A 12,713-nucleotide genomic window follows, 5' to 3' on the forward strand; every position below is an offset into this window, starting at 1 on the left:
ATTATACTAAAAAAGACAAGTAAAATCACAACCATAAAGGTTGTGAAGTTAATTAATTATTCATTAAGTCTTGTTCTTTAGCTTTTGCAATTTCGTTAATTTTATCAATGTATTTGTCAACTTCAGCTTGAATTTTATCTAAGTATGCTTTTTGAACATCTTCAGATAATTCTTCATCAGCTTTAATTGCTTTATTAACGTTTTGACGAGCATTTCTAACACCTACTTTTGCAGCTTCGGTAAATTTAGAAATACTTTTTGCAAGTTCTCTTCTTCTTTCTGTTGTTAAAGTAGGGAAAGTCATTCTAACTTGGTTTCCTTCATCAACAGGATTGATACCTAAATTTGCGTTTAAAAGAGCTTTTGCTATATCTTTAACAGAAGAAATGTCATATGGCTTAATTAACAATTGTTGTGGTTCTGGGACACTAATATTAGCTAACTCTTCAAGAGGTGTCATAATTCCGTAATAATCAACTTTAATACCTTTAACAATTTGAGGATTAGCTCTACCGGTTGAGATTTTAGAAAGTTCAAATTTATAGTGACTAATTGCTTTATCACTGTGTTCATCAAGTTCTAATAAATAAAGATCTAATTCCATTTTATTTTGTTACCTCCGTATGCTCGATTTCGCCTTTTAAAGCTCTTACAATTGAATTATCTTCTAAGATGTTAAAAACAATTAAGTTAATGTTATTTTCACTAGCCATACTTGTAGCTGTAAGATCCATAACTTGTAATTTGCGTTCTAAAATTTGATCATATGTAATTGTGTCAAATTTCACTGCACCTGGGTTTGTTTTAGGATCTGAATCATAAATACCATCAATGTTATTTTTACCCATTAAAATTACTTCTGCACCAATTTCAGCTGCATATAAAGTAGCTGCGGTATCAGTGGTAAAGTATGGTCTACCAGTTCCACCACCAAAAATAACAATTTCTCCATCACCAAGATATTTCATTGCTTTTTCTTTAACATAATATTCAGCAACACGTGGATCAATGTCGAATGAACTTAACACTCTAGCTTTTAAGCCCATATTTTCAAAACCACTTCTAAGAGCTATTGCATTCATCATTGTAGCCATCATACCAATGTAATCAGCTCTACTTCTAGGTATTCCATTTTTAGCAGCTGATGCACCTCTTCAGAAGTTACCACCACCAATAACGATTGAAACTTGAACACCCAAATCTATGATTTGTTTTAGTTGTAATGCTATATTGTTAACTAAATCATAATCAATTGCAAGGTGTTTTGATTTATTTGCAAATCCTTCACCTGACAATTTTATTAATATCTTTTTGTATTTAAGCATTTTACCTCTTTTATATTACTTTAAAATAGTATTTAAATTATAAAACAAAAATTACAGATAAATAATGATTTTTTAAAATAAAAAATAACTTTTATACCTAAAAAATAAGTTTAAAAGTATGAAAAAATATTATTTTATTTTATTAAAACTAAGTTTGAATAACTTTAAAAAAATTTCTTTTTATTTATTAAAATACTTTTTTATTTCCTTCGATAATTTATATTTATTACTATCGTGATCTTTTGAATAATTTTTTAAGAGATATTTAGTATCTATTAAAATACATTGAACAAGTTCATATGTCTGTGGATTTTCAATTCAATCACCGGTAGCCTCTGCTACATTTAAAAACACCGCTTCTTCTTTATCGCTTTTAAAAGAGTTTCGATTTTTGTTGTAAGGTAAAATAAAAGCATTATAAACAGTGGAGTTTTTTGATTTTTTTCTTTTGTTAACAAATCTACCGTAAGTAATTTGTTTGTTGATATCAGAAGATTGAGGCAATGAAAAAACATTAGGTTGTGAATTTACAGCATATCTATAATATTTTGAATCAAGAACATAATAATCATTCTTGTATTTCATTATTGTGTCTGGTTCTAATGCGCTAATTTTTTTAGTTTCTTTTTTACCATATCTTTCTATTCACTTAGCTCTTGGAAAGTAATATGATTTATTTTTTTCTCCAAAAAGAGCATCTACTAATTTTTCTCATATTCTCTCAAAGTATTCTGTGCCGAAAAAATATTCTTTATTTATGTCTTCGGTATTCATAAATTCTATAATTGCAATCATAGAAGTAAAAAGAACTTTATCAAAATCATTGTGTGTAAGAGAAATTTTATTTTTCAAAATAGAAATCATTGTTTTTTTGTCAGATGGAGCATTTATTTTTTTAGGTAAAAAATTAGTATAGATTCAACCTATTTTTTCAAAACTTTCTCTAACGCAAAATTTATGAATTTCAGTGATTAATTTGTTTACGTTTTCTTCTTTATTTCGAACAACATTATTTAAATAAAATACAGAACCGTTTGTAAAAAAAGGTTTTATTCTTTTTATGGTTTTTGTTCAATCTATTTTTCCTTTTTTGTTTATTTTATAATTAATATCATTTTCAGTGTAATAATTTCCATTTTTGCTAAAAAAATAATTAATTACATTTAAATAAGCTTGAATAGGAAAATTGGTTTTAATTGAGAAATCAAAATTATTATTAATAATTTCGCCATCTTTTTTATCCAGAAAACTTGATAACAAATATAGTAAGTCTTTAATATCCGATTTTAACTCAGATTCTTCGTGTGGTATTTCATAACCTAATGGAAATTGGATTGTAATATTTGAAGATTTTATTTTAATACCAACAAATTTATTAGAATTTTCTTCATTTTTAACAGAAAATTGTTCTTTTAAAAATATTTTTTTATCCTTATTAAACATTTAGTTTTTCTTTTCATTATCCGAATCCGATTCCTTTAGCATTTGAGCAACATTTTCTTTAAAAATTTTGAAAAATCTTTGATCTTCTTTTGCTTCACTAAACTCTTTAATAACTTTTTCTAAAGTATTTACTTTTTGGATATCGAAAACTTCGTCTCTATTAAATTTAAAAGCATCGTCTCACATATATTTAAGAACTTTTTCTGGAAACTTTAAATTTTTATTATTATCTTCTGGTAATTTTAATTCTTCAGAATTAACAAAATAAATACCCATTCTTTTATCTTCAGTGGAATTTATACCATTACTTTTTTCAATTATTAATTCATTTATAACAGTTAAAAATTTTTGTCAAGTTATATTTGAATCTAAAATTTTTGTATTAATAAATTCGTTATTGAATTCATCATTTTTTAATTCATTTTTTATAAGTTTCATATTTCATCTTCTTTGAAATGCTGTATCAAGTGTAAATACATTTTGGTCACTAGTATTCATTGTGCACAAAATATAAAGATTAGACGGAATTGATACTTTGTGTTCTTCATCCCCATATACTGTTTTAGCAATTTCCAAGTTAGTAATAGAATATTCGCTTTCTCCATAACTTGGATTATCCACCCATTTATTATTTTTATAATCTTTTATTTTTGGACCTTGTCTATCTAATAATTGAAAAACATCGCCAAATATAGCTGGAGCATTCCCTCTATTAATTTCTTCAATTATTAAATAAAATTTTTTAGATGGATTTTCGTAAGATTTTTTTAATATTTTTGTAAATGGACCTGGATTAAATTCATAAATTAAATTTTTATCTTCTGTTATTTTAGGCATAATTTGCCCTATGAAATCTGTATATGTGTAATCAGGGTGAAAAACCAATCTTTCAACATAATTTTCATCTTTACAATATTCTTCTTTTATAATATGCGATTTTCCTGAACCGGGCACACCATAAAAAATAATATTCTCCCCACCATTAACCCTTTCTTCTTTTTTTGTATCCATTAAATAATTTTTTATTATTTTTCCAAAAACAAGATTAGAAAAGTTATGTGTATTTTTAAACTCAATAATTTGTCCTATTTTTCCGTACATAGAATTTAGAGGATTTATATCAAGAATATTTAAAACTTTATTTTGCATTTCCATGTCACAAAAAACTGGTATTAAATCTTTGAAAATCATATGGAGATATTTAATCACCCATTTGTTGTTAAATAAATCTGGAGATGTAATTTCTATTTTCTCTTGTAACGTAATATAATCTTGTACATTTTTAAAATTTTTTATTTTTTCAATTGTATTTATTATTTCTAATAATTCATCTCTTATCTTTTGTCCTTTTTCAATAGCTTCTTCTATAGTCAAAAGTTTAAAGTTGTCGTCTGTGCAAGTGACCCAAGAATTTTTTTCTTTATCAAAAAATAATGGATATTCATAAAGATTTTTGTTTTTTGCACCATCTAAAAAGATTCCTTGTCTTGATATTTGTTCTAATTCATAGCAAAGATTTATGTTATTTTTACCAATAAATAAATTATTAATCAATTCTTCACCTGACAATTTTATTAATTGTTCTTTATTAAAACTATTTTGGAAATTTAGATAAATAGATTCCGTTTTTTCATCAAGATATTTAAATTTTTCACTTTCTTGTTCAAATCATTCGGGCGATAAAGGTTCTATTCCTGTTTCAATTTCTAAAACTAATTTAATCTCCTTTAAATTTTTTTGAATACTCATAATTATTTCCTCTTTTTTATCTTTTTTACAAATATTATTTATTTTTAAGAATGAGTTAGAATATACTTTTTCATAAACATTTTTATTTTCGTTTATAAAAGATATTATTTTATTAGGATTACAATCTGCGTAAAATGCAGATATTATATTGATGTAATTAATTCAATCAATATCCATAATCGCTAATAATATCAAGATAGAAAATACTATATTAATTTCATCTTTAAAAGTTTTGGAAGTATAAACTCCACCATTTCTAAATTTTTTTGAGATTACATCTTCTTCATTCTTTTTTTCTAAACGATTAATTACTAGATTGAATAAATCTTCTTTTTCTTTCTTTGTAGATCTTAAATAGAATTTAATAAATTCTTCATCATCTATAAAAGACATAAGTCAAAAAATATCTTTTTTGACAAAGTCTTCTTTTGTTGTTAGGTTAATCGATTTTTTTAGTTCAACAAGTAGTTTATTAATATTAAAATCTTGTTTAGTTAAGACACTTTCTAGTTTTAAAGTTCTTTTTATTAAATCATATTCATTGTTTTTCTTAGAATAATTTACAAACAACATAAAATTTAATAATCGTTTTTCATTTTCTGTTAATAAAGGGTTTTTATAAATTCTAAAAAGTTCTTCACCTTTTTTTGTAATATTGTATTTATTATCTTTTAATTCAATAAAACCAGCATTTATTAAACTATTGATTCTGTGTTTATCTCTTTCTTGCCCCTTTTTTTGATAATCTTTTCATTCTTCTCTTTTTAAACCTAATTTATTTTCAAACGTTTGTAATTGAGTATAAAATGATTTTATACTTCTAAAATTAACATTGAAACAAGATAAAAATTTTCCTGAACAGTCATCACTTGAACTACTAAATTCCTCGAATCATTCTTTATCTTCGTTTTTGTTTAAATAAAAATCTAATAATCTCATTTATTTACCTCACATATATATAATAATTCTTTGTGTCCTTTTAGTTCTGTTTTTCCAGAATTAAATACTTTATAAGGTATTTCTTTAATTATGACTCTTCCTTTTTTCTTAAGGATATTAATCATTTGTTCTTCTGTGATCTTATTAACAGAAGAAGTACTTCCTGCTTTATATGTATTATTGTAGGAAACGACTATTAATTTAGAATTTATATTATTTATTAAATCTTCAAACAATAGAGGTGCAGTACTACGAGAATATCCACTTTTTAGTTCATCCCTTTTGAACTTCATTGATTTACCTTCAAATTCTGTAGGTTTTTCTCATCTTGCTAAATTTTCAAGTACATGATAAAAATTTATATATTGTCTAGCGTTATAAGGAGGGTCAATGTAAACAATATCAGCTTTAATTTTTTTTACAAGACTGTTAGCGTCTTCATTGAATAATTCGGAATCATTTTTTGTAGACAAATTTTCTAATAATGATAAATTTCATTTTTTGTCAATAGGTTCTTTTTTTAAAAAAGATTCGAAGTGACCCACTGTATTCGCTATTCTATCACTTATGTAAATTAAAGATGAAATTAAGGAATAATATTCTTTTTCGCTTAGTTCTGATTTTTTGTTTTCTATATACTCTCGAATGTAACCTATTTTTTTTGCATCATTAACAGAAAAATATTTTCCACCATATATATTTGAAAAATAATTTTCTTCTAAATCTTCACCTTTTATTTTATTTAATTCATTTATTATTTCTTTTAATAGTTTCTTGCGTACCTTCCCTTTTCCAAAAACACCTTGATAAACTACATAATTGGAGTAAAGTGTGTCATTTAATATTGTTCTATAACCTTCAGTTGCAAATTTATGTGCGACAACTCCAGTTCCTGCAAAAATATCTGCAAAAATAGAATTTTTAGAGTAATTAAACTCTTTTATACTATCGTATATAAAATTTAAAAGTTTTGTTTTACAACCTATATACCTTCTATTTTCTATTTTCATTATTTATACTCCTTATTTGTTATTAACACTTCTTTTTCATTAGAATTTCTTTTTATTTTGTTGTAGCTAGAACTTCTATAATGATAATTTATGTCATGAATATTTATTAATGCATCTTTTTTATAACATCAATATTGCAATGGTTCATTTACTTTTCCGATTTTTTCAAGAATATTAGATAAAGCAAAATTCACTTTTCTTTCAATTAAAGAGTCTATAAAATCTAGGAGTGCGTATTCTTGTTCTCTTTTTCAACCAGAGTTATAAACAGCGTTAGTTATTAAATAAGGGGGGTCCATATATATAAAATCTGCTTTTTCTATAATACCTAAATCATTTAAATCTTCAAAACTAGCACATATAAATTCTGATTCAATAGATTGAATGCGTAAAATATATTCTTTTACTTTATTTATATTCATTTTGTTTAAATCCGTTTTCCCGACAGGTAAATTAAAATGACCATCACTGTTAAACCTTATATCATTATTAAATGAATAAATCATAAGGATATAAAGCAATAAATTACTTTCTTCTGTGTTTTTATCGACTAAGGAATTATAGTCATTGCGCATTTTGTAAAAACCTATATAATTGTATTCTTTCAAACCATTATTTGTACTTTTTTCTTTACATTGATCGAGATAAAATTTGTATCCGTGTTTTGCTGAATAAGAAAGGTTATATTTTTTGATTATTTTTTCGCATTTTATAATAAAGTCATCGAAATTTTGTTTAGAAAGAAAAACAAGTAAATTAATTATTCTTTCGTTATTATCAACAAAAATGATTTTTTTTGCATTGATATTTAACCCAACAGTTGCTCCACCACAAAAAAGATCGACCATGCAATCGATTTTTTTTGGAAAAAAGGTATTTAATTGATCAAGAATCCTATATTTATTTCCTGTGTAATTTATTGGTGATTTAATTAATTTCATTGCTAATTCTTCCTATTTTTATATTATTTTTTATAAATATTTTTATGTTTATAAAATTACTTTTTTAAATACAATTAGTTTCAAAATAATTATATAATTTTATGCAAAATTAAAATGTTTTGTTTTAAATAATTTAAAAATTCATATAATAAAAAAATTGGGAAACCCCAATTTTTTTATTATATTTCATTGTTTTTGGATATTATTTAAGGATTTTTGTAACTGATCCAGCACCAACTGTACGTCCACCTTCACGGATAGAGAATTTTGTTCCCTCTTCAACAGCGATAGGTGCGATAAGTTTAACTTTAAGGTTAACGTTTTCACCTGGCATAACCATTTCACGTCCAGCTTCGAATTCAACTCCACCTGTTACGTCTGTTGTACGGAAGTAGAATTGAGGTTTGTAGTTTTTGAAGAATGGTGTGTGACGTCCACCTTCTTCTTTTTTAAGTACATAGATAGCAGCTTCGAATTCTGTATGAGGAACGATTGAACCTGGTTTAGCTAAAACTTGTCCACGTTCGATGTCTTCACGGTTTACTCCACGAAGTAATAATCCAGCGTTATCTCCAGCTTGTGCTTCTTTAAGGTTTTTACGGAACATTTCGATTCCTGTAACAACTGTTTTTTTAGTAGGTTTTAATCCAACGATTTCAACTTCATCGTTTAATTTTAATGTTCCACGTTCTACACGACCTGTAGCAACTGTTCCACGTCCTGTAATTGTGAATACGTCTTCAACAGCCATTAAGAATGGTTTGTCAAATTCTTTAACTGGAGTTTCGATGTATGTATCAACAGCGTTCATAAGTTCCATAACTGCTTCTTCATATTTAGGGTTTCCAGCAAGAGCTTCTGTTGCAGAACCACGGATAATTGGAGCGTTATCTCCGTCAAATCCGTATTCTGAAAGAAGTGAACGAACTTCCATTTCAACAAGTTCAATCATTTCTTCTTCACCTTCTAACATATCACATTTGTTTAAGAAAACAACGATACGAGGCACACCAACTTGTTTTGAAAGAAGAATGTGTTCACGTGTTTGAGGCATAGGTCCATCTGTTGCAGCAACAACTAAGATAGCTCCATCCATTTGAGCAGCCCCTGTAATCATGTTTTTAACGTAGTCAGCGTGACCTGGACAGTCTACGTGAGCGTAGTGACGAGCTTCTGTTTGGTATTCGATGTGAGCTGTGTTAATTGTAATTCCACGTGCTCTTTCTTCTGGTGCATTATCGATAGAAGCGTAATCACGAGCTTCTGATAATCCTTTTTTAGATAAAACTGTAGCAATAGCAGCTGTTAAAGTTGTTTTACCGTGGTCAACGTGACCAATTGTACCAACGTTAACGTGTTCTTTACTACGATCAAAATCTAATTTTGCCATTTTGAATCCTTTCTAGTAAAAATATTATTTTTATTATTTTAATTTTTGAATGTTTTAGCGCTAAAACCACCTAAGTCTAGTCTTTCAGCTAGAACCTGTCCGTAAACATTAATAGATTTAGCAAATATATTTTACCATAAAAAATAATTTATATAATCAAGCATTAAAATTGTTAACCTAATTTTTAATATTTATTAATAAATATTAAATCTGTATTTTTTAATTAACGAAGTAATTTATATTTACTTTTTAAGTAAATCATAGAGCTTTGTAATTTGTTCTACAGTTAGTTCTTGAATTCTCAAATTATCGTTTTTACCCATTTTTTGGAATGATTCATTTATAAGCGAACTATTAAAAATAGTTTTTAATGAATAAGATAATTTTTTTCTACGATTTTGAAAACATAATTTGAAAAATTCGAGCTTATCTTTAATGTTTTCTTCTTTTAAATCTTTAAATTTAAAAGAAATAATTGCAGAATCAACTTTTGGAGCTGGTGAAAAGCAACTAGCAGGAACCACAAATTCTAATTTTGTTTCAGCTAAAAATTGTGATGTAACTGATAATTTAGAATAGTTTTTAGTCCTTTCTTTTGCGACTATTCTTTCTGCAACTTCTTTTTGAACCATTAAAACAACACCTTTAAAGTTTCTAAATTGCTCGAAAATTTTAAAAAGAATATCAGTTGTAATGTAATAAGGAATATTTGCAACAATGTAATAATCTTTGTAATTTGAAATATCGATTTTTAAAAAATCTTCATTAACTAAAATAAAATTGTCTTTTTGATTAAATTCTTTATTAAGAACATCAATCATATCTTTATCGATTTCAAAAGCAATAACACTTTTTGCAACTTCTAAAAGTTCTCTGGTTAAAGCACCTCTACCAGGACCAATTTCAATTATATTTTCGTTATTTAAATCAAAAACTTTTACTATTTTTTTAATAATGTTTTTATCTTGTAAGAAGTTTTGACCAAACTGTTTTTTTGCATATATTTCTTTTTTCATTATTTTAAATTAAACAACTTTCTTAAATTTGAATTTATTTTTGTTACAAATTTTTCAATCCCGACTTTTTTAAGACCCGCGGCATAATAAGTAGTAAAAAGAACTTGATTAGGATCATTTAAAACATTTTTAAATGGATGTGGTCTTAAGTAAGGTGCATCAGTTTCGATCAATAAATTATCTAGCGGAATAAACTCTAAAACTTCTCTTGTTTTATCACTAGAACCGAATGTAATAACACCACTAAAAGAAAAATAACATCCTAATTCTAAAAATAACTTTGCTCATTCAATATTACCTGCATATGTGTGCAACATAACTTTTAAATTCTTATATTTTTTAAGAATTTCGTAAGCATCTTTATAAGCTAGTTCTTGTTCTTCTTTATCTCTTACGTGGACAACAACAGGTAATTTAAGTTCATCAGCTAATTTAACTTGGTTTTCAAAACTTTTAAGTTGATTTTCTCTGCTTGGAGCATCTTCATAATAGTAATCTAAACCTATTTCACCAATCGCTACGACATCTTCATTAATTAAATGTTTATAAAGCAGCACATCGTTTTCACCTTCACCATCTTCAGGGTGGATTCCAATTGCAGGTTTAATAATTGGATATTTTTTTGCTAGTTCTAAAACTTCGATATTTTCACTTCTATGTCCACCATTTACAATCATAAATTCAATATCGTTTTCGGTTGCTTTATTAATTATTTTTTGAATTTGCTCTTCAGAATAAAACTTAGTAGTTATATGATTGTGAGCATCAATAAAATTACTTCTTTTTTTACCCATATTATTTCCCTAAACAAAAGTTTGCAAACATAACATCTAATAAATCTTCACGATTTACATTTCCTTTAATATTTTGAAGATTATCTCAAGCTGCGTACAAATCAATAATAATAACATCAAATGTTTGGTAATTTTCTAAACTATTTTTAGCGTCTAAAAGGTTTTCACAAGCTTTTTTAATTAATGACAATTGTCTGGTGTTAGATAATATTTTTTCGTCAAAAATATCAATATGTTGAAATAATTCAACCATTTTATTTTCAAGTTCTTTAATATCTTTATTTATAGCTGAAACGTATATTAATTCTTTTTGTTTTTCAATATTTAAAAGATCTGACTTATTAACAACTTTTACATACATTTTTTGATGTTTTAATGCTTGTTCTTCAATATATTTGTCAAATTCATTATCATTTTGAGTTGGTTCGACTACATGAATAATTAAATCTGATTTTTCAATTTGTTCTAAAGATTTTTGTATCCCAATTGATTCTATTTTCTCATCTGTTTTTCTAATACCTGCTGTATCAACAAGTTTAAAAAGCATTCCATTAATTTGATAACTTGCTTCAACTAAATCTCTTGTAGTTCCTGCAATATCAGTAACAATTGCTTTATCTTCAGAAAGAAGAGAATTTAAAATACTACTTTTACCAACATTGGGTTTTCCTAAAATAGCAACATTTACACCTTCAAAGATGTATTTAGCATCTTCGGAAACCTTAATAACATTATTTAAATCATCAATCAATTTATTTACTTTTACAAGCATTTTACTTGTATCAAGTTGTTCAATATCATCATATTCAGGGTAGTCAATATTAACTTCAGCCATTCCAATTAAAAGTGAAATTTCTTTCAAGAAGTTATCAATTAATTCACTAGTTTTTCCATTAAATTTATTAACTGATGCAAGTGATTGCTTGCTTGTTTTTGACATTATTAAATCATGAATAGCTTCTGCTTTAACTAAGTCCATTTTCCCATTTAAAAAAGCTCTTCTTGTAAATTCACCAGGTTCAGCTAACCTAGCACCATTTTTAAGTAAAAGTTCTAAAACTTTGTTTGTAACTACAATCCCACCATGACAATTAATTTCAATAATAGGTTCGCCTACGTAGTTGTTAAAAATTAAGTTTCCGTTGCTGTCTTTTTTACCTAAAAACCACATAACTAAAACTTCATCGATTAATTGATCGTTATCGTAAATATGACCATAAGTAATTTCATGATCACTTCCAAGTCTACCTTTAAATATTTTTTTAATTATTTCTAACGTATCTGGACCTGCTAACCTAACAATTGAAATCGGTTGATTAGTTCTTGAACCAGACGAAATAGCAGCTATATTATCATACATGTAATTTATTTTACTTTATATTTGATATTTGTATAAAATTTATTATATATGCAATTACAAACACTTGATACTGTGCTAGGTTGAATTTGTTCTATTTTAGTGATTTCACTTAGCATCCCACAATTATTAAAATTACTTAAAGATAAAAAAACAGGTGATGTAAGTTTTATATCATTTTGAGTATTTCACATCGGTATTTTACTGTGAGTAATGTATGGATCTCTTCATCCAAGTAATTTATGAACTGTTGTTCTAGCTGATGGTATTTCACTTTTTGTTAATGGATGAATGACTATTTTACTTTATCATTACAAAACAGAATTTTCTAAAAAACAAAAAATGTATGGTTATTTAGGAGTTATAGCAACATTTGTAATTGGAATTATTTTTGTTGTTATTTATTTAGCAGCTAAAAATGTTAGAATTCCTGATTCAGGTGCAAGTATCTTTTCAGCAATAGCTCCTGGTCTTACAACTCTTGCTTTTACTCCGCAATTATGAATGTCATTTAAAACAAATAATTGAAAAGGTATTTCAATTTACATGTTTTTACTTTATGTAATTAACAATATCTTCTGAATTGTTTTATGAATTGTAAAAATTAAAATTGATTTATCAGAATCAAAATCAATTGTAAATTTAATTATTTCACTTACTTGACAATCAATATCACTTACTTTATTTTCTATTCAGTTCGGATTTACTCTTAATGATAAACTTAAATCTAAAAAACAAAGTATATAAGT

11 protein-coding genes are annotated in these 12,713 nt (G+C 26.0%); 1 reads left to right on the plus strand and 10 read right to left on the minus strand.

Features of this window, described 5'->3' with window-relative positions; translation table 4 throughout:
- Nucleotides 1-52: 52 nt before the first annotated feature.
- The 10 genes from frr to mnmE form a co-directional block, all read right to left on the minus strand.
- Complete coding sequence (gene frr, locus GOQ20_RS01000; RefSeq protein WP_167845055.1) at nucleotides 53-604, minus strand: ribosome recycling factor; 552 nt, start codon at nucleotides 602-604, stop codon at nucleotides 53-55.
- A 1-nt stretch (nucleotide 605) separates the two neighbouring features.
- A complete protein-coding gene (gene pyrH / locus GOQ20_RS01005) occupies nucleotides 606-1,325 on the minus strand; it encodes a UMP kinase (RefSeq protein WP_167845056.1) in 720 nt (239 codons plus the stop codon).
- Nucleotides 1,326-1,505: 180 nt separating this feature from the next.
- Nucleotides 1,506-2,768: an LlaJI family restriction endonuclease gene (locus GOQ20_RS01010; RefSeq protein ID WP_167845057.1), complete on the minus strand. Its 1,263-nt coding sequence runs from the start codon at nucleotides 2,766-2,768 to the stop codon at nucleotides 1,506-1,508.
- Nucleotides 2,769-5,456: an McrB family protein gene (locus GOQ20_RS01015; protein WP_167845058.1), complete on the minus strand. Its 2,688-nt coding sequence runs from the start codon at nucleotides 5,454-5,456 to the stop codon at nucleotides 2,769-2,771.
- Nucleotides 5,444-6,466 carry a DNA adenine methylase gene (locus GOQ20_RS01020; RefSeq protein ID WP_167845059.1) on the minus strand — a complete coding sequence of 341 codons (1,023 nt, stop codon included), beginning with the start codon at nucleotides 6,464-6,466 and terminating at the stop codon, nucleotides 5,444-5,446. Before GOQ20_RS01020 ends, GOQ20_RS01015 begins: the two co-directional genes overlap by 13 nt.
- Entirely contained in the window at nucleotides 6,466-7,407 is a 942-nt protein-coding gene (locus tag GOQ20_RS01025) for a Dam family site-specific DNA-(adenine-N6)-methyltransferase (protein ID WP_167845060.1), read from the minus strand. Before GOQ20_RS01025 ends, GOQ20_RS01020 begins: the two co-directional genes overlap by 1 nt.
- A gap of 202 nt (nucleotides 7,408-7,609) precedes the next feature.
- Nucleotides 7,610-8,797, minus strand: a complete 1,188-nt coding sequence (gene tuf, locus GOQ20_RS01030; protein ID WP_167845061.1) for an elongation factor Tu — start codon at nucleotides 8,795-8,797, stop codon at nucleotides 7,610-7,612.
- A 242-nt stretch (nucleotides 8,798-9,039) separates the two neighbouring features.
- Complete coding sequence (rsmA, locus tag GOQ20_RS01035; RefSeq protein ID WP_167845062.1) at nucleotides 9,040-9,813, minus strand: 16S rRNA (adenine(1518)-N(6)/adenine(1519)-N(6))-dimethyltransferase RsmA; 774 nt, start codon at nucleotides 9,811-9,813, stop codon at nucleotides 9,040-9,042.
- Nucleotides 9,813-10,607, minus strand: a complete 795-nt coding sequence (locus tag GOQ20_RS01040; RefSeq protein ID WP_167845063.1) for a TatD family hydrolase — start codon at nucleotides 10,605-10,607, stop codon at nucleotides 9,813-9,815. Before GOQ20_RS01040 ends, rsmA begins: the two co-directional genes overlap by 1 nt.
- A 1-nt stretch (nucleotide 10,608) precedes the next feature.
- Nucleotides 10,609-11,967 (minus strand): tRNA uridine-5-carboxymethylaminomethyl(34) synthesis GTPase MnmE, encoded by a 1,359-nt coding sequence (gene mnmE / locus GOQ20_RS01045; RefSeq protein ID WP_167845064.1) that lies wholly within the window; start codon nucleotides 11,965-11,967, stop codon nucleotides 10,609-10,611.
- Nucleotides 11,968-12,015: 48 nt separating this feature from the next.
- On the opposite strand from mnmE, the gene GOQ20_RS01050 reads away from it, so the two are divergent.
- Nucleotides 12,016-12,711, plus strand: a complete 696-nt coding sequence (locus tag GOQ20_RS01050) for a PQ-loop domain-containing transporter (RefSeq protein ID WP_167845065.1) — start codon at nucleotides 12,016-12,018, stop codon at nucleotides 12,709-12,711.
- Nucleotides 12,712-12,713: the final 2 nt, after the last annotated feature.

Origin of the sequence: Mycoplasmopsis gallinacea (assembly GCF_012220205.1) — a bacterium.
In the GTDB taxonomy this organism is placed as follows: Bacteria; Bacillota_I; Bacilli_A; order Mycoplasmatales; family Metamycoplasmataceae; genus Mycoplasmopsis; species Mycoplasmopsis gallinacea_A.